Here is a 20,631-nt window from a genome sequence, read left to right as displayed (position 1 = left end):
GCTTTGGCAGCGGCTTTGGCCGTTGACGCATCCGGCGGCCGCGACCTGCGTCTCGCGGACAGCTGGCCGTGGACGCACCCTGCGCCCGCGGCTGGCAGTCCGTCGAGACCTGGCCGTGGTTGCGAGTCGGGCCGTGGACCCGGCTTGAGACATGGTCGCGGTCGGCGGCCGCGACCGGGACCGGTGGCTCGCGGGGGCCGGGGCGTTGCTGCGAGACTTGGCCGCGGACGCCTCCTGCGCCTGCATCTCGCCGCGCTCGACGGGATGAAGGTAGCAGCGAGGTACGACAGTTCTGGCCGGCCGCTCGACCGGCGCTTCGTGGAGACCGGAAACTCGGGGCTCGGACGCCTGGTGGCGGTCGTGGCCCTGCCGCTGTGAGGGGACCTGATGACGGACACCGCGCCCTGGCTGGTCGTGGGGCTGGGGAACCCCGGCCCGGAGTACGCGCGACACCGGCACAACGTCGGCTTCATGATTGCCGACCTGATCGCGCAGCGGGCGGGGCTGCGGTTCTCCAAGCATCGCCGGGTCGCGGCCGACGTGGCTGAGGGGCGGCTGCGTGTCGGGGGGCCGCGGATCGTGCTGGTGAAGCCGCTGACGTTCATGAACCTGTCGGGCGGGCCGGTGACCGGGCTCGCGCAGTTCTACAAGGTGCCGGTGGCCCAGGTGATCGCCGTGCACGACGAGCTCGACGTGCCGTACGAGCAGCTGCGGCTCAAGCAGGGCGGCGGGGAGGGCGGCCACAACGGGCTGCGGTCCATGTCGTCGTCGCTCGGCAGCAAGGACTACGTGCGGGTCAGGTTCGGCATCGGCCGGCCGCCCGGGCGGCAGAACCCGGCCGACTTCGTCCTGTCGGACTTCTCCGCGGTCGAGCGCAAGGAGCTGGACTTCTTCGTCGACCGGGCCGCGGACGCGGTGGAGATGGTAATCGAGCGCGGGCTGGAACCGGCGCAGAACCAGTATCACGCGTCGTAACGGCCTGCTTGTCCATCGTCCGTCCGGTCCGAACCTTCCATGCCGGTCCGTGTGTCGCCGTGACGCATGTCCGAGTTGCACGTTGTACTCCAAGTCGCACCTTTTGCAAAGAAGGCGGACTCGAGGAGGCGTGCGTGGCGGTCGACAGCGGGCGAGCGCGGGATGGCTTCCACCGCCCGGCACATCTCCGCCCCGAGGACCGCCCCGGCGGCCTGCGCCGCGAGGAGCGCACGAACGCGCTGCGCCGTGAGGAGCGCACCGGCGCCGCCCAGCGGCGTGAGCACCGCGCCGGCCTGCGGTGGGAGGAGCGGCCGGGAGGCGCGCGCCAGGAGCGCTCCGGCGGTCTGCGCCGCCCCGAACGCCAGAGCAACGCCCTGCAGTCCACGCCGCCGGCCGCGGCGCCGCCACCCGCGGTGGCCAAAGAACCCGTCCAGCGCACAGAACCCTTCCAGCGCAAGGAATCCGTCCAGCGCACGGAACCCGTACAGCGCACGGAGATCGTCGAGCGTCAGGTGGTACGGCGCCGGCCCAGCCCCATGAGCGCCGCCACCGGACGCCGCGCCGGGCACCCCGAGCGCCTCCCGTCGGCCGCCGCCCGCACCGCCGCCGCCCCCGTGTCGCCGGCCCCCGGCCCCCCGGTCCCGCCCGCCCTGGTGTCGGCCCAGCTCGAGGCCGCCGTCGAGGATGCCGTCGGAGGGGCGGCAACGTTCGTACCGGCGACGAAACCGCAGGAAGAGCACCTCGAGCCGGCCAGGACGCCGCGGCACCGGGCCCGCTGGGCGTGGGAGGGGCGTTACCTGCGGACCCTGCTGCTGATCGACTCGGTGATCGGGGTGCTCGCGGGCCTGGTCGCGTTCGAGGTGCGGTTCGGCTCGGTGCTGACGAACTACAACACCCGCTACGCGCTGCTGTCCGCGCTCCTGCCGGTCGCCTTCACCGCCACCCTCGCCGCCAACCGCGCCTACGAGAAGCGGTACCTCTTCGTCGGCACCGACGAGTACCAGCGGGTGCTGCGCGCCGGCCTGGGACTGACCGCCGCGACCATCGTCGGCGCCTACGCCGCGGAGATCCAGATCGCCCGCGGCTGGTTCGCGGTCGCGCTGCCGCTGGTCACGTCCGGCTGCCTGGTGTCGCGGTTCGTGCTGCGGCAGCTGCTGCACCGGGCCCGCAAGACGCGCGGCGCCTGCATGCGGCGGGTCGTGGTGGTCGGGCACGGGCTGGCGGTCGAGGCGATGACCACGCAGCTGTGCCGGGAGCGGTATCACGGGCTGAAGGTCGTCGGCGCCTGCCTCGCCGAGGAGGGCAGCGTGCCGGGCGTGCCGGTGCTGGGCACGTTCGACGAGATCGCCGGCGCGGTGCGCCGGGCCCGGGCCGACACGGTGCTGGTGCTGTCGTGCCCCGAGCTGGACGGGCACGCCCTGCGCCGGCTCGCGTGGCGCCTGGAGCGCGACGACATCGACCTGATCGTGGCCAGCACGCTGATCGACGTGGCCGGCAGCCGGACCACCATCCGGCCCGTCGACGGCCTGCCGATGCTGCACGTCGAGCACCCGACGCTGACCGGCGCGCGGCGCGTGCTGAAGGCGGTCGTCGACCGGGTCGGCGCCGTAGTCCTGCTGGTCGTGCTGAGTCCCCTTCTGGCTGGTCTGGCGCTTGCGGTTCGCGCGGAATCCAAAGGGCCGGTACTGTTTCGTCAAGTACGGGTTGGAAAAGACGGTCGTGAGTTCGTGATCGTCAAGTTCCGCACCATGCACACGGACGCCGAAGCCCGCCTCGCCGAGCTCCGGCACCTCAACGAAGTCGACGGCGCGCTGTTCAAACTGCGCAACGACCCACGGGTCACCCGCGTCGGACGGTTTCTGCGCAAGTTTTCGCTCGACGAGCTGCCCCAGCTGCTCAATGTGCTCGGAGGCAGCATGTCACTGGTCGGGCCGCGCCCGCCGCTGCCGGAGGAGGTCGCCGTGTATCCGGACGACGCCCGGCGCAGGCTGGCCGTGCGGCCCGGGATGACCGGCCTCTGGCAGGTGTCCGGCCGGTCGGACCTATCGTGGGACGAAGCGGTCCGCCTCGACCTGCAGTATGTGGAGAACTGGTCGCTGTCGCTCGACCTGGTGATCATGCTGCGGACGTTGAGCGCGGTGACCCGAGGGGCTGGAGCGTACTGATGACCGATCTGCCACCCGCCACCGACGGCGGGTTCGCGCGCTGGCTCGCCCAGCGCGCCGGCGACCTGCTGCTGAAGCTCCGCGAGGAGATGGGGTATGCCGACCCGGCCGCCCTGCGCAAGGCCGGCGACCGGCAGTCGCACGAGCTGCTGGTGGCGCAGCTGGAGCGCTGGCGCCCCGCCGACGCGGTCCTGTCCGAGGAGGGCGCCGACAGCGCCACCCGGCTGAACGCCGACCGGGTCTGGATCGTCGACCCGCTCGACGGCACCCGCGAGTTCGGCGAGGAGGGCCGCGCCGACTGGGCGGTCCACGTCGCCCTGTGGGGCCGCACGTCCGCGCGGATCACCGAGTACGCCGGCGACGGCACCCCGCAGCCGCAGCGCGCCGCCGGCTGGGGCCGGCTCCTGGCCGGTGCGGTCGCCCTCCCGGCGCAGCACTGCGTGCTCGGCACCGACGCCCCGCCGCCCTTCCCGCCGATGCCGGGCGTGCAGGGCGAGCCGATCCGCCTTGCGGCCAGCCGGACCCGCCCGCCGGCGCTGCTGACCGCGCTCGCGGAGCGGCTGCCGATCGAGCTGGTGCCGATGGGATCCGCCGGCGCGAAGATCGCCGCGGTGATCGACGGCGCCGTCGACGCCTACGTCCACGCCGGCGGCCAGTTCGAGTGGGACTCCGCCGCACCGGTCGCTGTGGCGGTCGCCACGGGTCTGCACGCTTCCCGGATCGACGGGACTACGTTGGAATACAACCAGCCCGACCCACGGCTGCCTGACCTGGTGGTGTGTCGGAAGGCACTGGCGCCTCAGCTGCTGGCCGCGATCAGCGCGTCCGTCGCTTCCTAGGGAAAGGTTTCCGCCAACCATGAGCCGCGCGCCCTACCGCGTCTCGCACCTGGACGCTCTCGAGGCCGAGAGCCTGTTCATCATGCGTGAGGTGGTCGCCGAGTTCGAGCGACCGGTCCTGCTGTTCTCCGGCGGCAAGGACTCGATCGTCATGCTCCGCCTCGCGGAGAAGGCGTTCGCGCCGGGCCGGATCCCGTTCCCGGTCATGCACGTCGACACGGGGCACAACTTCCCCGAGGTCCTCGAGTACCGGGACCGCCGCGTCGGCGAGCTCAACGTGCAGCTCATCGTGGCGAGCGTCCAGGAGGCGATCGACAGCGGCCTGGTGCGCGAGTCCGGCGACGGCATGCGCAACCGGATCCAGACGCCGGTCCTGCTGGACGCCGTCGAGAAGTACCGCTTCGACGCGCTGTTCGGCGGTGCCCGCCGCGACGAGGAGAAGGCCCGCGCCAAGGAGCGCGTCTTCAGCTTCCGCGACGACTTCGGCCAGTGGGACCCGCGCAACCAGCGGCCCGAGCTGTGGGCGCTCTACAACGCCCGCATCGCGCCCGGCGAGTCGATCCGTGTCTTCCCGCTGTCCAACTGGACCGAGCTGGACGTCTGGCACTACATCGCCCGCGAGGGCATCCCGCTGCCCGACATCTACTACGCGCACGACCGCGAGGTCGTCGACCGTAACGGGATGTTCTACGCGATCAACGAGTTCCTGCCGCTGAGGTCCGGCGAGAAGCCGTTCGTGGAGCGGGTCCGCTACCGCACCGTCGGCGACGCCTCCTGCACCGCGGCGGTCCGCAGCGACGCGGACACGATCGACAAGGTGATCGACGAGGTCGCCGCGACCCGCATCACCGAGCGCGGCGCGACCCGCGGCGACGACAAGGTCAGCGAGGCGGCCATGGAAGACCGCAAGCGTGAGGGGTACTTCTAAGATGACCGCGGTTGTTGAGACGCCCGCCCAGCGGCAGATGGACCTGCTGCGGTTCGCGACGGCGGGCTCCGTCGACGACGGCAAGTCGACCCTGATCGGCCGGCTGCTCTACGACTCGAAGGCGATCTTCGAGGACCAGCTGGAGGCGGTCGAGGCGACGTCGCGCTCGCGTGGCGACGAGTACACCAACCTCGCGCTGCTCACCGACGGCCTGCGCGCCGAGCGCGAGCAGGGCATCACGATCGACGTGGCCTACCGGTACTTCGCGACGCCGCGGCGGAAGTTCATCATCGCCGACACGCCGGGGCACATCCAGTACACGCGCAACATGGTCACCGGCGCCTCCACCGCCGACCTGGCGCTGATCCTGGTCGACGCGCGCAAGGGCCTGGTCGAGCAGTCCCGGCGGCACGCCTTCCTGTGCTCGCTGCTGCGCGTGCCGCACCTGGTGCTCTGCGTGAACAAGATGGACCTCGTCGACTACTCGCAGGAGGTCTTCGAGCGGATCGCCGACGAGTTCACGTCGTTCGCGGCGAAGCTCGAGGCGCCCGACCTGACGGTCATCCCGATCTCGGCGCTGCACGGGGACAACCTCGTCAGCCGGTCGGAGAACATGCCGTGGTACGAGGGCCCGTCGCTGCTGCACCACCTGGAGCACGTGCACATCGCCTCGGACCGCAACCTGGTCGACGTGCGGTTCCCGGTGCAGTACGTGATCCGCCCGCAGTCGACCACGGTCGCCGACTACCGCGGCTACGCCGGCCAGGTCGCCTCGGGCGTGCTGAAGCCCGGCGACGAGGTGATGGTCCTGCCGTCCGGCTTCACCACGAAGATCACGCACATCGAGACCGCCGACGGGCCGCTGCAGGAGGCGTACCCGCCGATGTCGGTGACGATCCGGCTCGCGGACGAGATCGACATCGCCCGCGGCGACCTGATCTGCCGGCCGAACAACGCGCCGGCCGTCGCCCAGGACATCGAGGCGATGATCTGCTGGATGGACGAGAGCCGCCCGCTGACCGTCGGCGCCAAGTACGCGATCAAGCACACGACCCGCTCGGCCCGCACCGTGATCCGCGGCCTGCAGTACCGGCTGGACGTGAACACGCTGCACCGCGACGAGTCGGCGACGTCGCTCGGGCTCAACGAGATCGGCCGGGTGAAGCTGCGCACCACGGTGCCGCTGCTCGCCGACCAGTACCGACGCAACCGCACCACCGGCGGCTTCATCATCATCGACGAGTCCACGAACCGGACCGTCGGCGCCGGCATGATCATCGAGGCCGGCTGAACATCCTCTTACGGTTGGCGCGGGCGGATCACCGACACCCGCGCCACCCGGCGGCCCTCCACCGTGCTGACGTGCAGGTGCCAGCCGTCGTGCCGCACCTCGTCGCCGGTACGGGGCAGCCTCCCGAGACGGGCCATCACGAAGCCCGCCACGGTCTCGTACGGGCCGCTGGGCAGGGTCAGCCCCGTCCGCTCCGCGAGGTCGGCGAGGTTGATGCGCCCGTCGACCTCGGCGGTCTTCTCCTCGAGCGGCGGCAGGTCGTACTCGTCGTGGATCTCGCCGACGAGCTCCTCGATCAGGTCCTCCAGGGTCACGATGCCCGCGGTCCCGCCGTACTCGTCGATGACGACCGCCAGGTGGTGGCCCTCCCGCCGCATCTCCGACAGCGCCGCCAGGACCCGCTTGCTGGCCGGCAGCCGCTTCACCTCGCGGGTCAGCTCCCGCAGCCGCAGGCAGGGGTCGACCGCGGGCAGCAGGGTCAGGTCGCGCACGTGGACGAAGCCGAGCACGTCGTCCTGGTCGCCGTCGATCACCGGGAACCGGGAGTGCCGGGTGGCCCGCACGACGGTCACCGCCTCGGCGACCGTCAGGCCCGCGTCGAGGAACAGCACCTCGGTCCGCGGCACCATCACCTCACGGACGTGGCCGGTGCCGGTGCCGCCGGCGATCAGCGTGCGCAGCTCCGCCTCGCTGACGTCCGTGGATTCGTCGGTGGTGTGCAGCCGGTGCGCCAAGCGGCTCAGCAGACCAGCCACAGCCTGTCGCAAGGTCCCGGCGCCATGCTGCGACATGCCCGAAATTGTAGGTGGCGGGCACTATGCCGTTCACCTCTGACGTGTAAATTTGTTGGTTCCTGATGACTTTTGGAGGAACGCCGTGAAACTGCTCGTCACCGGGGGCGCCGGCTACATCGGCAGCGTCGTCACCGCACTGCTGCTCGACGCCGGTCACGACGTGACAGTGCTCGACGACCTCTCCACCGGCCACGAGTCGTCGGTGCCGCAGGGCGCCGTCTTCGTCCGCGGCCGGGTCCACGACGCGATCGGCGACGTGCTGACCCGCGACGCCGGGTTCGACGGCGTGCTGCACTTCGCCGCGTTCATCGCCGCCGGCGAGAGCGTGCAGAAGCCGGAGAAGTACTGGGAGAACAACACCGTCGGCACGCTGCTGCTGCTGGACGCCATGCGCGCCGCCGGCACCCGCCGCCTCGTCTTCTCCTCCACGGCGAACGTCTACGGCGACCCCGACGTCGTCCCGATCCCGGAGACCGCCGCGGTGCGGCCGCCCAACCCGTACGCCACCTCGAAGCTCGCCGCCGACCACGCGCTCACCGGGGAGGCCGTCGGCCACGGCATCTCCGCGGTCAGCCTGCGCTACTTCAACGTCGCCGGCGCGCTGCGCCGCCCGGACGGCTCGATGATCGGCGAGCGGCACGACCCGGAGACACACCTGATCCCGATCGCGCTGCAGGTCGCGCTCGGCCGCCGGGAGAAGCTCCAGCTCTTCGGCGACGACTACGACACCCCCGACGGCACCAACATCCGCGACTACATCCACGTCGCCGACCTGGGGGAGGCCCACCTCCTGGCGCTCGCGACCATGGACGGCCCCGGCCACCGCGTGTACAACCTGGGCAGCGGCACCGGCTTCTCCAACCGGCAGGTCGTCGACGTGGTCCGCGAGGTCACCGGCCACCCGGTCCCGGTCGAGATGGCGCCCCGCCGCCCCGGCGACCCGGAGCGGCTCGTCGCCTCCTCCGACAAGGCGAAGCGGGAGCTGTCCTGGACGCCGCGGCACACCGAGCTGTCGACGATGGTCCAGGACGCCTGGGACCTCATCCGGGGCTGACGGGGCTTGTTCAGGGCTTGACCAGGGCTTGACCAGGGCTTTACCGGGGCGGGCGCTACTGGGCGTCGAGCTTCTGCCAGGTGGTGCCGTCGACCGAGTACGCGGTGTAGATCGTGGACATCTCGTAGGCGACCCAGCCGGTCTGCGTCCGGGACAGCCGCTTCGTCGGGTGCAGGCCCTGGACCCGCTGCCAGGTGGCGCCGCGGTCGGTGGAGACGAGCCAGTGGCTGTCCCCATCGACGATGACGAGGCGGCCGTCCAGCAGCGGGACCAGGTCGCCGCCGATGGTGGTCGCCACAAGCGGGCGGGGCTGGCCGAAGCTGGCGCCGCCGTCGGAGGACGCGGCGACGCCCAGCAGGGTGGGCGGGGTGGTGGTGGGGTCCGTCAGTGCCGCGTAGACGTCCCGGCCGAGGAACGACACCTGGGCCGTGCCGCCGCCGGGGAAGGTCGTCGGCTTCCACGTGACGCCTCCGTCGCGGGACACCGCCACCGCCGGGTGGCCGCCGTCCGCCCCGCCGACCCACCAGGAGCCGTCGCCCGCGCGTACGGGAGCGACCCACGCCAACCCGAGCGGCGGCTGGGCGGTTGGCTGCACCAGCGTGGTGCCGTCGTGCAGCAGCGCCATGAGCCGCCCGTCGCGCAGGACCAGGCGGGCGTCGCCGGGCAGCGCGTCGACGGTGGTGGCCGGTTGCGAGGCGGTGTCCCAGCCGGCCCCGTCGGTGCTGCTGGCCCGGGTGCCGTCCGCGCCGAGCAGGGTGATCCGCGACCCGGTGACCACCAGCGACGGCAGCGCGCCGCGTGGGGGCGAGCGGAACGCGCCGGGTGCCTGGGCGGTGCTCCACGTCCGGCCGCCGTCGAGGGTGGCGTTGACCCAGGCGGTACAGGCGGCGGCGCAGTCGACCGTGAGCAGGAACCCACGGTCGGCGTCGATGAACTCGGCGTCCTGGATCTTCCCGGGGAGGTCCCGGGGGAGGGCGGGCAGCCCGTTGATCGTGATCCCGCCGCCCGTGTAGACGGCGCCGGGCGCGGCGGACGGCGAGGCGGCCACCTGCGGCGGCGGCGCCTCGCGCGGGATCAGGCGCGGGATCAGGAACGACGCGGCGACGAGCAGCCCCAGGGCGACCGCCCCCACCTGGGCGGCGCGCCGGCGGCGGCGCAGGACGCGGGCCCGGGCGGTGATCGCGGCCAGCGGCGGCTGGGTGAAGTCGAGCCGCTGGGCGCGGAGCATGGTCTCCAGCTCGTCAGGCATGACGCACCTCCGTGGGCGCATAGCCGGGAAGCCGTTCGGCGAGGGCGGCCCGCCCCCGCGACAGCCGCGACTTGACGGTCCCGCCGGGCACGCCGAGCGTGGCCGAGATCTCCTCGACGCTGAGGTCGGCGTAGTAGTGCAGCACGATGACCTCCCGGTACGTGCGGGGAATGGCGTCCAGGGCGTCGGTCAGGTCGGTGCGCTCGGGCGAGGGGCCGGCGTCCACGTGCCGCTGGACGGCGCGCTCGCGGAGCATGATCAGGTCGAGCAGCGTCCGCCGGCGCCAGCGGCGGCGGACGACGTTGACCGCCACGGTGCGCAGCCACGCCTCGGGGTTGTCGATGCCGGTGAAGCCGCCGGGCCGGGCGGCGGCGCGGGCGAACGCCTCCTGGACCACGTCCTGCGCCTCGGTGAGGTCGGTCGTGAACGCGTAGAGCTGCGTCACCAGCCGCCGGTAGCAGGCGTGGTAGACCCCCTCGAGCTCGCTCACACCGGCCACGATCCCCGGCCGCCTCCTTCGGTTCCCGGGAAATTCCGCTTTTCCGGGAACCCGCGGTCAGTCCGGCAGGACGGTCGCCGACAGCGTGGCGGACTGCCAGGTCCGGCCGTCCAGGGAGAGCCTGGGCGGGTCGCCGAGCGAGGCGTAGCCGTTGTCGAGCGGGTCGAGCGGGCCGCCGGGGCCGGCGACGATCTCGAAGTGCTCCCCGTCGAGGCTCTGCAGGTAGGCGATCTCGGAGTCGCCCTGGACCCACAGCACCAGCGAGCGGTCGGGGCGGGCCAGCACGCCGAAGGCGCGGCCGTTGAGCGCGCCGTCGTTGTTCAGCGGCGCCGGCAGCTCGATCTTGGTGGTCACCTCCTGCCAGGTGTGGCCGCCGTCGCGGGTACGGAAGTGCCGGATCCCCTTGCTGTAGCGGATGAACGCGTGGGCGGTGACGCCGTCGAGCGTGGCGAGCGTCGGCGCGTCGATGCCCGTGGGCGCGGGGAGCGTGACGGCCTGCCAGTGCCGGCCCTGGTCGGTGCTGACCGCGACCGCGGGCGCGCCGGAGTGGATGTCCGCGCCGGTGACCCACCAGCCGGCCGCGACCGGCAGGTCGGCCACCAGGGACCGGCGGGCCATCGGTGGCTGGTCGACGAGCAGGCTCAGCCCCCCGGTGTCCTGCCGGACGCCGAAGAGGTCGCCGTACTGGGCGAGCTGGAGCGCCCGGTCGGCGGGTCCGAGGGCCTCGCGGGTCTCGGGCCCGATGACCGGCGTGGCCGGCTTGTCGTCGAGGCGGAACTTCACGCTGGTGCGGGAGCCGCCGCTGACCTCGCCGCTGAGCATGAACGTCTGCGGGGAGATCCGGGCCAGCTCGATGTGGTCGAGCTTGTCCAGCGGGCTCTGCCGCAGCGTGTCCATCAGGAACGGGCCGCGCCGCTGCGCGGACCCGTCCCGCAGCACGACCACCTGGAGGTTGCACCGGCGGGCCTGGGGCACCTCGACGCAGACGTCCACGGCGGCGACCACGCCGTCGGGCAGGTCGCCGGCGGCCGCCCGGATCGTCCGGGTCGACTCGAACGTGCCGCTCGGCGGCGCCGACGCCGACGGCTGCGGGCTCCAGGGGTCGCCGATGTCCGGGTTGGGGCCGAGGGCGGCCGGCGTGGGGCGGCCGAACACGCCGGCCAGGGCGACGGGCGCGAACACGGCGAGCGTGCCGACCAGGGCGCCGGCGACGGCCATCCGGTCGCGCATGCGGACCCGGCCGGCCCGGCGGGACAGCAGGCTGAAGTCGGGCATCCACGTCGCCGACTCGATCTGCGCGCGGAGGGTGCGGAAGTCCAGGTCAGGGCGCATCGCGCACCTCCTGGACGTCCCGTTGTGGCAGGACCGCGGGGCGGCGGCGCGGGCCGGCGGCGTCGGAGTCGGCGTCGCTGAGCAGGGCGGCGAGCATGGCGCGGCCCCGCGACAGGCGGGCCTTCACCGTGCCGACGGGCACGCCCAGGGCGTCGGCGACCTCGTGCACGGACATGTCGGCCAGGTGGTGCAGCACGATCGTCTCCCGCGTGGCCTGCGACAGCTGCTGCAGGGCGGCGACGAGCGCCACCCGGTTGGGGTCGACGCCGGGCACGCTTTCCACCGGACGGGCGACACGGCCGCTGCGGACCAGCGTGTCGAACAGCCGCCGGCGCCGCCAGCGGGTCCGGGCCAGATTCATCGCGACGGTGCGTAACCACGCCTCCGGGTCGGCGACGTCGAGGAACTGCCGTGGGCGGGCCAGGGCACGCGCGTAGGCCTCCTGGACCAGGTCCTGGGCCTCGGCGTGGTCGCCGGTGAGCGCGTAGAGGGCGGCGACCAGCCGCCGGTAATGCGCCTCGTATGCGTCACGGACGGCCTCGCGTGCCTCGAGCTCTTCACCCACCCCGTCACCCCCTCACCGTTGAAGACCGCTATGACTCGCTCCCGGTTGCGCCACCGCTGTGGTGGTGCTGACAGAATGACGCGCATGTCGCCGTCCGTCAGCACCGACCGTCCTCGGGTGCTCTCCGGGATCCAGCCCACCGCCGACTCGTTCCATCTGGGCAACTATCTCGGCGCGTTGCGTAACTGGGTGGCGATGCAGGACACGCACGACACCTTCTACTGCGTCGTCGACCTGCACGCGATCACCGCCGGCCACGACCCGGCGCTGCTGCGCAAGCGGACCCGGGTGAGCGCGGCGCAGCTGCTGGCCGTCGGGCTCGACCCCGACCGGTGCACCCTCTTCGTGCAGAGCCAGGTGCCGGAGCACGCGCAGCTCGGCTGGGTGATGGGCTGCATCACCGGCTTCGGCGAGGCCAGCCGGATGACGCAGTTCAAGGACAAGTCCCAGAAGCAGGGCGCCGACCGCTCCAGCGTCGGGCTGTTCACCTACCCGATCCTGCAGGCCGCCGACATCCTGCTCTACCAGGCCGACGCGGTGCCGGTCGGCGAGGACCAGCGCCAGCACCTGGAGCTGACCCGCGACCTCGCACAGCGGTTCAACACGACCTTCGGCAAGACGTTCACCGTGCCGGCGCCGTACATCATCAAGGACACGGCGAAGATCACCGACCTGCAGGAGCCGACCGCGAAGATGTCGAAGTCGGCGTCGACCGCGGCCGGCCTGGTCGAGCTGCTCGAGGACCCGGCGAAGGCGGCGAAGAAGATCAAGTCGGCGGTCACCGACACCGGCCGCGAGATCATCTTCGACCAGGCCGCGAAGCCCGGCATCGCCAACCTGCTCACGATCTACTCGGCGCTGACCGGCCGGAGCATCGACGACCTGGTCGCCGCCTACGACGGCAAGGGCTACGGCGACCTCAAGAAGGACCTCGCCGAGGTCGTGGTGGAGTTCCTGCGCCCGATCCAGCAGCGCACCAACGCCTACCTGGAGGACCCGGCGCAGCTGGACAAGCTGCTTGCGATCGGCGCCGAGAAGGCCCGCTCGGTCGCCGCTGCCACCCTCGGCACGGTCTACGACCGGATCGGGTTCCTCGCACCGGGTGCTGCGCACTGACGTGGCCCGCGAGGAGACCACCATCGGCGTCGCGATCGACCTTCCCGACCCGTGGGGCAGCGAGCTGACCGCCGCCCGGCTCGCCGCGGGCGACCCCGCCGCGGCGCACGTGCCCGCGCACGTGACCCTGCTCGGCCCCACCGTCGTGGCCGCCGCCGACCTGCCCGCGATCGACCGGCACCTCGCGGCGGTCGCGGGGCGGCACGCGGCGTTCACCGTGCGGCTGCGCGGGACCGGCACGTTCCGCCCGCTGACGCAGGTCGTCTTCGTGGCGGTCGCCGCCGGCATCAGCGAGTGCGAGCGGCTGCACGAGGCGGTGCAGGAGGCGGCCGAGATCGAGGCGGCGTCGTCGTACCCGTACCACCCGCACGTGACGGTCGCGCACAACGTGGCGCCGGAGCGGCTCGACGCGGCCTTCGCCGACCTCGCCGGCTACGAGGCGGTCTTCGACGTGGACGGGTTCGCGCTCTTCGAGCACGACGAGAGCGGTCGATGGCAGCCGTACGCGCAGTACCGCCTGTCGCCGCGCCGGTCCGCGGTCGATCAGCGACGATAGAGAGGTGGGCCTGCTGGACCGGCTGGAGGCCGGCTTCGACAAGGTGGTGGCCAAGGGCCGCAGGGGCTCCCGCGCGTTCGACCACGTGTGGCGGGCCCAGGAGCGCTACTTCGACGTCGACGCTGCCCGCCTCGCCGCCGCGACCGCCTACTACGGCTTCTTCGCCGTCTTCGCGATGGTCGTGGTGGCCTTCTTCATCCTCGGCCGGGTGCTCGGCGGCAACGAGGCAGTCGTCGCCAGGGTCCAGGCCTACCTGGCGGTCAACCTGCCGCAGCTGCACTCCGACCAGGTCTTCGCCGGCAGCCAGCAGATCGGGTTGATCGCGATGATCGGCCTGATCATCGCGGGGGTCGGCTGGGTGGAGAACCTGCGCTCGTCGCAGCGCGCCCTGTGGCACCTGCAGGAGCATCCCGGCAACTACTTCGTGCGCTGGCTCGTCGACCTCGCCGTCCTGGTGGCGCTCGGCCTGCTGCTGATCGTGTCGATCGGCATCTTCGCCGGGGTGCAGGAGCTGCTGTACTGGCTGGCCGGCGACTTCGAGCAGGACCCCGTCCGGGTGGCGTTGCGGGGCACGTCCACGCTGCTGTCCGGCATCGTGGACCTGGTGCTGGGCATGGCGCTGCTGGCCGGCGTGCCGCGGCTGCGGATGTCGCTGCGCCGCCTGCTGCCCTCGGCCGCGCTCTTCGCGGTCGGGCTCGGCCTGCTCAAGACGCTCGGGAAGCTCTACATCACCCGGATCGAGGACAACCCGGCCTACCAGCTGGTGGCAGGCACGATCGGGCTGCTGCTCTACATGTACCTGCTGCACCAGCTGCTGCTCTTCGCCGCGGCGCTCGCCGCCACCGACACGCACGGGCGGGCCAAGGACCTGGCCGGCGGCGCGCCGCGCAGCGACGTGCAGGCGGCGCTGCGGGCGGCCGAGCTGGTGGAGCAGGCCGCGGAGACCACCCAGCGGGTCGCCGCCGAGGTGCGCGCCGACCACCCGCCGCTGGCCGGCGCCGCGGATCCCGAGCCCTCCGCCGCCGGCACCGCCGCCGCCGACCCCCAGTCGGTCGCGGTCGCCGCCGACATGGCGCGCCGGATCGCCCCGTCCGGCGGTTCGGCGCCACCGGAGCCGCGCGACGCGTCATGATGGGCGCCGTGGGTGCACTTGTGACTTTGGACCTGCCGGCCGACGCGCCGGCGCTGACCCTGCCGTGGATCATCACCTTCGGCCCGTTGAACGAAGACGAGGAGTGGGAGCCCGTCGTGTGCGGGCCCTACGAGCGGGCGCACGCGCTCGCCCTCGCCGAGGCCGTCGTGGCCGACGAGGACCTGATGGCGGTGGTCGAGCCGCTCCAGCCGCACGTCACCGCCGACCAGATCCTCGGCGACATCGCCGCCGCCCGCCTCGCCGCCGAGAACGAGGACCTGGAGACGGCGGCGCTCGACGAGGAGCTCGCCGACTACGAGGACGACCACGGCCACCACCACGACCACGACCACGACGACCCGGACCACACGCACGAAGCCCCGTCGATCGAGGAGATCCGCGCCGGCTTCGCCCGGATCGCGGCGAAGCTCACCGCCTAGACGCCCCACCAGGCGGTCGTGTCGCCTGGCAGCTCGCCGGCCATCTCGCTGCTGCTCAGCAGCAGGGTGGCCGGCTCTTCGATCCGCACCGGCCCCGCCGTCAGGTTGGCGGCGACCCGCATGGTCTCGGTCTCGAAGCGCAGCACCCCGTCGGGCGCGTCCAGCCAGCGCAGCGTCGTCGACGGGCGGCGCAGCCGCAGCGCGTCCCGGTAGAGCGACAGCGTCGAGTGCGGATCTTTGCGCTGCGCCTCCACCGTGACGGCCGCCCAGTCCGCCGGCTGCGGCAGCCAGGAGCCGCCCGGGCCGAAGCCGAACGGCGGCGCGTCACCCGACCACGGCAGCGGCACGCGGCAGCCGTCGCGGCCGAGCTCGGCGCCGCCGGAGCGGACCCACTGCGGGTCGGTGCGCACCTCGTCCGGCAGGTCGAGCACCTCCGGCAGGCCGAGCTCCTCGCCCTGGTACAGGTAGGCGCTGCCGGGCAGGCCCAGCATGAGCAGCGCGGCGGCGCGGGCCCGCCGGACGCCGCCGAAGCGGGTCACGTGCCGGCGCCGGTCGTGGTTGGACAGCACCCAGGTGGGCGGCGCGCCGACCTGCGATGCGGCCGCGAGCGACGCGTCGATGATCCGGCGCAGGACGGCCGGGTCCCAGGGCGCCTCCAGGAAGTCGAAGTTGAACGCCTGGTGCAGCTCGCCCACCGACACGTAGCGCGCCACCCGGGCCGGCGCGGTGTCGAACACCTCGGCGACGGCCATCCGGTCGCCCGGGTAGCTGTCGAGGATCTTGCGCCAGCCGCGGTGGATCTCGTGGACGTCCTCGTGGTCGAAGAGCGTCACGCCGGCCAGGTCCTTGATCATCCCGTGGGCGACGTCGACCCGGAAGCCGTCGACGCCCCGGTCCAGCCAGAAGCGCAGGATGTCGTCGAACTCGGCCCGCACGTCCGGGTTGTGCCAGTTGAGGTCGGGCTGCTCGGGCGCGAACAGGTGCAGGTACCACTGCCCGTCCGCGACCTGCGTCCAGGCCGGCCCGCCGAAGAGCGACTGCCACCCGTTCGGCGTGTCGCGGAAGATGTACCGGTCGCGCCGGCCCTCCACGAACCAGGGGTGCCGCGACGACGTGTGGTTGGGCACGATGTCGACGATCACCCGCAGCCCGAGCCGGTGCGCCTCCGCGAGGAGGGCGTCGAAGTCCGCGAGCGTGCCGAAGACCGGGTCGACGTCGCGGTAGTCGCTGACGTCGTAGCCGCCGTCGACCATGGGGGAGCGGTAGAACGGCGACAGCCACAGCGCGTCCACCCCGAGGTCGGCGAGGTGGCCGAGCCGGCCGGTGATGCCGGGCAGGTCGCCCACGCCGTCGCCGTCGCTGTCGGCGAAGCTGCGCGGGTAGACCTGGTAGATCACCGCGTGCCGCCACCACTCCACAGAGTCACGCTAACGGGCCGCGGCCCGCCCGGAGGGCGTTCAGGAACCACTCCCACCTGTGCATCGTCGCCGGGATCGGCGGCCATCCATTGATTACGGCCATGAGCTGCCAGTACCGCTCGGCGCGCGGGTCGACGGCGAGGGTGAGCTGGTCGATCAGGAGGTCCCGGTCCTCCTCGGCGACGCCCCACCGCCGCAGGACGGCGGCCACCGCGGGGACCGCCTGCGGGCCGCCGGGCGCGACGCCCGCGTCCATGTGCTCGGCGATGTGGCCGGTGAACCACGATATTTCTGACATGTCGGTCGGAGTCAGCCGGCGCTCGTCCGTGGCGAAGCTCCGCTTGCCCATCTCCCGCAGCCGGGCCCGGAAGTCCTGCTCGCGGAGCATCCCGGCGAGCTCGATCCAGGCGTCGATCTGCGCGTCGGTGGGGTCGTCGGGCAGGTCGGGGGAGACGCTGCGCATCCGGGCGCTGAACTGCGCGGCCTCCGGCGACTCCTCCGCCCTGGGCAGCTCCGCGAAGATGCTGTCGAAGAACTCGTCCACGATCCGGCGCCGCTCGTCGGTGCTGGCCTGCGCGATCCGGGTCATCCGGTCCAGCTCGGCGGGGGTCGGGCCGCCCCGCTCCGGGTGCAGGGCCACCGCGCGCAGCGCCGCCCGGCGCAGCCGCAGCACCCGGATCTGCACGCCGATCGCCTCCGCGTGCGCGGCGGCCACCGCGCCCAGGTCCTCGCCCCGGTCCAGGACCCGCTTGATGGTCGCGATGTCCAGCCCGAGCTCCCGCAGGGTGCGCACGAACTCCAGCCGGACCAGCGAGTCGTGGTCGTAGCGCCGGTAGCCGGCGTGTGAGCGCTCCGCCTCCGGGACCAGGCCGACGTCGGAGTAGTAGCGGATCGTCTTGACCGGCAGCCCGGACAGCCGGGACAGCTCGCCGATGTTCATGCGGCCCATCGTGGACCCTCCAGCTGCTGGAGAGTCAAGGAGGCGCTACCTTGCGCCAGTGGAACCTTTGCGGCTCATCCTCCTCTATGCCCACCTGATCGGCTTCGCGCTGCTGCTGGGCGGGTCGGTCACCCAGTACCTCACCGGCAAGCTGCGGATCAACAACGCGATGCTGTGGGGTGCGATCGTCCAGGTGGTGACCGGCATCGCGCTGTCCGCGCCGCTGCGCGACGGCCATGAACCGCCCACCGCCAAGCTGATCGTCAAGGGGCTCATCGGCCTGGCGATCTTCGCCATGACCTTCTTCTCCCGCAAGCGCGAGGAGGTCAACCGCGGGCATTTCCTGGCTTTGGTGGGGCTAACGCTCGTTAACGCCGCCGTTGCCGTCTTTTGGTAGCAAGCAGGGCGGTGCAAGATCGATGCCGGTACGCTGGAGGGACCTCTGGCACGTCACGGCCCTATAACGCACTCCTCCCAACCCGGCAGCAAACTGCGGAACTGTCGGTCTGAGGGCGTACGCTCCCGCCGTTGGGATTCACCGCGTTGGGGCGGTGCATTGGTGAAGGGAGACCGTCTTGCGCCGAGTGCGTGGGATGAAGGTTCTCGCGGCCGCCGCGGTGGCGATTGTCGCGTTGGGTGCCATGACCGCTTGCGGTGATGACAAGGGCAGCGACCCGGGCAGCTCGAGCAGCGGTGGCACCACGGCGAAGAAGAACGTCAAGGTCGGCCTCGCGTTCGACATCGGCGGGCGCGGCGACAAGTCGTTCAACGACTCCGCCGCAGCGGGCCTCGACCGGGTCAAGAGCGAGCTCAACCTTGAGGTCAAGGACCTGGCCGCGGTTGCCGGCGAGAGCGAGAACGACAAGTACGCGCGACTGAAGCTGCTCTGCACGACGGGTTACAACCCGGTCATCGCGGTCGGCTTCGTCTACGACGGTGCGGACGCCAAGAACGGCCCGCTCGCGCGCGCCGCGAAGGACTGCCCGAACACCAAGTTCGCCATCGTCGACGGCGGCACCACCGCCGACAACGTGGCCGACCTCGTCTTCGCCGAGGAGCAGGGCTCCTTCCTGGTCGGCGCGGCCGCCGCGCTGAAGACGAAGACCGGCACGGTCGGCTTCATCGGTGGCTGCCAGGTCGACCTGATCAAGAAGTTCGAGGCGGGCTTCGCCGCCGGCGCCAAGGCCGCCAAGGCCGACGTCAAGGTGCTGACGAACTACCTGTCGACCCCGGCCGAGGCCTGCAAGGGCTTCAACGACCCCGCGGGTGGCAAGACCGCCGCGACCGGTATGTACGACCAGAAGGCCGACATCATCTACGCGGCCGCGGGCGGCTCCGGCACCGGCGTCTTCGAGGCCGCCAAGGCCAAGAACGCCCTGGCCATCGGCGTCGACTCCGACCAGTACAACACCGTGACCGACGCCTCGCTCAAGACGGTCATCATGACCTCGATGCTCAAGCGGGTCGACAACGCGGTGTTCAACTTCGTCAAGGACTTCGGCGAGGACAAGTTCAAGGCCGGCCCGACGGTCTTCGACCTCAAGGTCGACGGCGTCGGCTACGCCACCTCCGGCGGTCAGGTCGACGACATCAAGACCAAGCTCGACGAGTTCAAGGCGGACATCGTCTCCGGCAAGATCACGGTGCCGACCAAGTAATCCAGAGCTGGACGTGAGGCGGGGGACTGTGATCCGGTCCCCCGCCATCACTTGTTGAAGGAGCATCTCGTGACCGCGGACCCACCCGCCGTCGAGCTGAAGGGGATCACCAAGCGGTTCCCCGGCGTCGTGGCGAACTCTGACGTCAACCTCACCGTCCGCAAGGGCACGATCCACGCGATCGTCGGTGAGAACGGTGCCGGCAAGTCGACCCTGATGAAGATCCTCTACGGGATGCAGCCGCCGGACGAGGGCGAGATCCTCATCGAGGGCAGCCCGGTGAAGTTCCCGTCGCCGCAGCGCGCGATCGAGGCCGGCATCGGCATGGTGCACCAGCACTTCATGCTGGCCGACAACTTCACGGTCACGGAGAACGTGGTCCTCGGCGCCGAGAAGCTGCACGGCATCGGCGCCCGGGCGAAGCAGAAGATCAGTGAGATCTCCCAGCGGTACGGGCTGGACGTCGACCCCGACGCGCTGGTCGAGGACCTCGGCGTCGGCGACCGCCAGCGGGTCGAGATCCTCAAGGTGCTCTACCGGGGCGCCCGCATCCTCATCCTCGACGAGCCGACCGCGGTGCTGGTCCCGCAGGAGGTCGACGAGCTCTTCGGCAACCTGCGCGAGCTCATCCGCGAGGGCCTGACCGTGCTGTTCATCTCGCACAAGCTGGACGAGGTCCGCGGCGTCGCCGACGACATCACCGTCATCCGGCGCGGCACGACCGTCGCGTCCGTCAAGCCCGACCAGGTCACCGCCCGCCAGCTGGCGACCCTCATGGTCGGCAGCGAGCTGCCCAGCCCCGAGGCCCGCGAGTCGACCGTCACCGAGGTGCCCGTCCTGGTCGTCGAGGGGCTCACGGTCCGCGCCGCCGACGGGCGGCCGATCGTCGACAACGCCTCGTTCACGATCCACAAGGGCGAGGTCGTCGGCATCGCCGGCGTCGAGGGCAACGGCCAGGCCGAGCTCGCCGAGGCGATCATGGGCATGCGCGCCACGACCGGCACCGTCACCCTCGACGGCGACGACGTCTCCGCCTGGCCCACCCGCCGGCGCCGCGAGGCGGGCATCGGCTACATCCCGGAGGACCGGCACCGGCAGGGCCTGCTGCTCGACGCGCCGCTGTGGGAGAACCGCATCCTCGGCCACCAGACCGAGCGGCCCAACGCGACCGGCTTCCTCATCAACGTCGGCGGCGCCCGCCGCGACACCACCCGCATCGTCGCCGAGTACGACGTGCGCACGCCCGGCATCGACGTCGCCGCGGTCGCACTCTCCGGCGGCAACCAGCAGAAGCTCATCGTCGGCCGGGAGATGAGCCACCAGCCGAAGGTGCTCATCGCCGCCCACCCGACCCGCGGCGTCGACGTCGGCGCCCAGGCCGCGATCTGGGACCACATCCGCAACGCCCGGATCGCCGGCATGGGCGTGCTGCTCATCTCCGCCGATCTCGACGAGCTGATCGGCCTGTCCGACGCGCTGAAGGTGATCTACGGTGGTCGGCTGGTGGCCGACGCCGACCCGTCGACCGTCACCCCCGAGCAGCTCGGCGTCGCCATGACCGGCGCCACAGGTGAGGAGATCCCTTCATGAACGGCTTGGAGCGCAGCGGAGGAGCCGTTCATCATCGGCTCGGTGCTCCGCGTGCCTCGCGGCGGCGCCGCGGCGAAGCGGAGGCGTCGG

General features: G+C 72.0%; 20 protein-coding genes. 13 read left to right on the top strand and 7 right to left on the bottom strand.

Going from position 1 to position 20,631, the window contains the following annotated elements:
• Window positions 1–384: 384 nt before the first annotated feature.
• The 5 genes from pth (at window position 385) to cysN (ending at window position 6,198) form a co-directional block, all read left to right on the top strand.
• Window positions 385–975, top strand: coding sequence for an aminoacyl-tRNA hydrolase (gene pth / locus AB0J72_RS44450; RefSeq protein WP_363411366.1), 591 nt, complete (start codon window positions 385–387; stop codon window positions 973–975).
• Window positions 976–1,109: 134 nt separating this feature from the next.
• Window positions 1,110–3,140, top strand: coding sequence for a sugar transferase (locus tag AB0J72_RS44445; RefSeq protein WP_363411305.1), 2,031 nt, complete (start codon window positions 1,110–1,112; stop codon window positions 3,138–3,140).
• Window positions 3,140–3,979, top strand: a complete 840-nt coding sequence (locus tag AB0J72_RS44440; protein ID WP_363411303.1) for an inositol monophosphatase family protein — start codon at window positions 3,140–3,142, stop codon at window positions 3,977–3,979. Before AB0J72_RS44445 ends, AB0J72_RS44440 begins: the two co-directional genes overlap by 1 nt.
• A 19-nt stretch (window positions 3,980–3,998) precedes the next feature.
• Window positions 3,999–4,907, top strand: a complete 909-nt coding sequence (gene cysD / locus AB0J72_RS44435) for a sulfate adenylyltransferase subunit CysD (protein ID WP_363411301.1) — start codon at window positions 3,999–4,001, stop codon at window positions 4,905–4,907.
• 1 nt (window position 4,908) lies between these two features.
• The gene (cysN, locus tag AB0J72_RS44430) at window positions 4,909–6,198 is read left to right on the top strand and encodes a sulfate adenylyltransferase subunit CysN (protein ID WP_363411299.1); all 1,290 of its coding nucleotides are present in this window, start codon (window positions 4,909–4,911) and stop codon (window positions 6,196–6,198) included.
• 8 nt (window positions 6,199–6,206) lie between these two features.
• Here cysN and AB0J72_RS44425 read toward each other — a convergent pair whose 3' ends face one another.
• Window positions 6,207–6,989 carry a hemolysin family protein gene (locus tag AB0J72_RS44425; RefSeq protein ID WP_363411297.1) on the bottom strand — a complete coding sequence of 261 codons (783 nt, stop codon included), beginning with the start codon at window positions 6,987–6,989 and terminating at the stop codon, window positions 6,207–6,209.
• 85 nt (window positions 6,990–7,074) lie between these two features.
• On the opposite strand from AB0J72_RS44425, the gene galE reads away from it, so the two are divergent.
• The gene (galE, locus tag AB0J72_RS44420) at window positions 7,075–8,046 is read left to right on the top strand and encodes a UDP-glucose 4-epimerase GalE (protein WP_363411295.1); all 972 of its coding nucleotides are present in this window, start codon (window positions 7,075–7,077) and stop codon (window positions 8,044–8,046) included.
• 55 nt (window positions 8,047–8,101) lie between these two features.
• Here the strand turns inward: galE and AB0J72_RS44415 are convergent, their stop codons facing one another.
• The 4 genes from AB0J72_RS44415 to AB0J72_RS44400 all read right to left on the bottom strand — a co-directional run bounded on the left by AB0J72_RS44415 (window position 8,102) and on the right by AB0J72_RS44400 (window position 11,691).
• A complete protein-coding gene (locus AB0J72_RS44415; protein WP_363411293.1) occupies window positions 8,102–9,295 on the bottom strand; it encodes a sialidase family protein in 1,194 nt (397 codons plus the stop codon).
• Window positions 9,288–9,785 (bottom strand): sigma-70 family RNA polymerase sigma factor, encoded by a 498-nt coding sequence (locus AB0J72_RS44410; RefSeq protein WP_363411291.1) that lies wholly within the window; start codon window positions 9,783–9,785, stop codon window positions 9,288–9,290. The genes AB0J72_RS44415 and AB0J72_RS44410 overlap by 8 nt, the downstream gene beginning before the upstream one ends.
• 66 nt (window positions 9,786–9,851) lie before the next feature.
• A complete protein-coding gene (locus tag AB0J72_RS44405; protein WP_363411289.1) occupies window positions 9,852–11,126 on the bottom strand; it encodes a sialidase family protein in 1,275 nt (424 codons plus the stop codon).
• The gene (locus AB0J72_RS44400) at window positions 11,116–11,691 is read right to left on the bottom strand and encodes a sigma-70 family RNA polymerase sigma factor (RefSeq protein WP_363411287.1); all 576 of its coding nucleotides are present in this window, start codon (window positions 11,689–11,691) and stop codon (window positions 11,116–11,118) included. The genes AB0J72_RS44405 and AB0J72_RS44400 overlap by 11 nt, the downstream gene beginning before the upstream one ends.
• An 84-nt stretch (window positions 11,692–11,775) precedes the next feature.
• Here AB0J72_RS44400 and trpS point away from each other — a divergent pair, with 84 nt between their 5' ends.
• Genes trpS through AB0J72_RS44380 form a run of 4 tightly spaced genes read left to right on the top strand, consistent with a single transcriptional unit; the run spans window position 11,776 to window position 14,935 of the window.
• Entirely contained in the window at window positions 11,776–12,807 is a 1,032-nt protein-coding gene (gene trpS / locus AB0J72_RS44395) for a tryptophan--tRNA ligase (RefSeq protein ID WP_344503854.1), read from the top strand.
• Complete coding sequence (locus AB0J72_RS44390) at window positions 12,794–13,363, top strand: 2'-5' RNA ligase family protein (RefSeq protein ID WP_363411285.1); 570 nt, start codon at window positions 12,794–12,796, stop codon at window positions 13,361–13,363. The genes trpS and AB0J72_RS44390 overlap by 14 nt, the downstream gene beginning before the upstream one ends.
• Window positions 13,364–13,367: 4 nt before the next feature.
• Window positions 13,368–14,495, top strand: coding sequence for a YhjD/YihY/BrkB family envelope integrity protein (locus AB0J72_RS44385; protein ID WP_363411283.1), 1,128 nt, complete (start codon window positions 13,368–13,370; stop codon window positions 14,493–14,495).
• A gap of 8 nt (window positions 14,496–14,503) precedes the next feature.
• Window positions 14,504–14,935, top strand: a complete 432-nt coding sequence (locus AB0J72_RS44380; protein WP_363411281.1) for a hypothetical protein — start codon at window positions 14,504–14,506, stop codon at window positions 14,933–14,935.
• Here the strand turns inward: AB0J72_RS44380 and AB0J72_RS44375 are convergent.
• Both AB0J72_RS44375 and AB0J72_RS44370 read right to left on the bottom strand, forming a co-directional pair.
• Window positions 14,932–16,353 (bottom strand): glycoside hydrolase family 13 protein, encoded by a 1,422-nt coding sequence (locus AB0J72_RS44375; protein WP_363411279.1) that lies wholly within the window; start codon window positions 16,351–16,353, stop codon window positions 14,932–14,934. The genes AB0J72_RS44380 and AB0J72_RS44375 overlap by 4 nt on opposite strands.
• Before the next feature lie 4 nt (window positions 16,354–16,357).
• Window positions 16,358–17,293 (bottom strand): MerR family transcriptional regulator, encoded by a 936-nt coding sequence (locus tag AB0J72_RS44370; protein ID WP_363411276.1) that lies wholly within the window; start codon window positions 17,291–17,293, stop codon window positions 16,358–16,360.
• A gap of 58 nt (window positions 17,294–17,351) precedes the next feature.
• On the opposite strand from AB0J72_RS44370, the gene AB0J72_RS44365 reads away from it, so the two are divergent.
• The 3 genes from AB0J72_RS44365 to AB0J72_RS44355 all read left to right on the top strand — a co-directional run bounded on the left by AB0J72_RS44365 (window position 17,352) and on the right by AB0J72_RS44355 (window position 20,541).
• Window positions 17,352–17,690, top strand: coding sequence for a hypothetical protein (locus AB0J72_RS44365; protein WP_363411273.1), 339 nt, complete (start codon window positions 17,352–17,354; stop codon window positions 17,688–17,690).
• A gap of 196 nt (window positions 17,691–17,886) precedes the next feature.
• Window positions 17,887–18,951 (top strand): BMP family ABC transporter substrate-binding protein, encoded by a 1,065-nt coding sequence (locus tag AB0J72_RS44360; RefSeq protein WP_363411270.1) that lies wholly within the window; start codon window positions 17,887–17,889, stop codon window positions 18,949–18,951.
• A 69-nt stretch (window positions 18,952–19,020) separates the two neighbouring features.
• Window positions 19,021–20,541, top strand: a complete 1,521-nt coding sequence (locus tag AB0J72_RS44355; protein ID WP_363411267.1) for an ABC transporter ATP-binding protein — start codon at window positions 19,021–19,023, stop codon at window positions 20,539–20,541.
• Window positions 20,542–20,631: the final 90 nt, after the last annotated feature.

Origin of the sequence: Dactylosporangium sp. NPDC049742, assembly GCF_040674675.1 — a bacterium.
Classification (GTDB): Bacteria; Actinomycetota; Actinomycetes; order Mycobacteriales; family Micromonosporaceae; genus Dactylosporangium; species Dactylosporangium maewongense.
This window is presented reverse-complemented; position numbering and strand designations above follow the sequence as displayed.

What these genes read in the sequence shown, in the direction of transcription:
- AB0J72_RS44440 (WP_363411303.1), top strand. Translation starts at nt 3,140, where the DNA reads ATGACCGATCTGCCACCCGCCACCGACGGCGGGTTCGCGCGCTGGCTC.
- cysD (WP_363411301.1), top strand. Translation starts at nt 3,999, where the DNA reads ATGAGCCGCGCGCCCTACCGCGTCTCGCACCTGGACGCTCTCGAGGCC.
- cysN (WP_363411299.1), top strand. Translation starts at nt 4,909, where the DNA reads ATGACCGCGGTTGTTGAGACGCCCGCCCAGCGGCAGATGGACCTGCTG.
- AB0J72_RS44425 (WP_363411297.1), bottom strand. Translation starts at nt 6,989, where the DNA reads ATGTCGCAGCATGGCGCCGGGACCTTGCGACAGGCTGTGGCTGGTCTG.
- AB0J72_RS44415 (WP_363411293.1), bottom strand. Translation starts at nt 9,295, where the DNA reads ATGCCTGACGAGCTGGAGACCATGCTCCGCGCCCAGCGGCTCGACTTC.
- AB0J72_RS44405 (WP_363411289.1), bottom strand. Translation starts at nt 11,126, where the DNA reads ATGCGCCCTGACCTGGACTTCCGCACCCTCCGCGCGCAGATCGAGTCG.
- trpS (WP_344503854.1), top strand. Translation starts at nt 11,776, where the DNA reads ATGTCGCCGTCCGTCAGCACCGACCGTCCTCGGGTGCTCTCCGGGATC.
- AB0J72_RS44370 (WP_363411276.1), bottom strand. Translation starts at nt 17,293, where the DNA reads ATGAACATCGGCGAGCTGTCCCGGCTGTCCGGGCTGCCGGTCAAGACG.
- AB0J72_RS44360 (WP_363411270.1), top strand. Translation starts at nt 17,887, where the DNA reads ATGAAGGTTCTCGCGGCCGCCGCGGTGGCGATTGTCGCGTTGGGTGCC.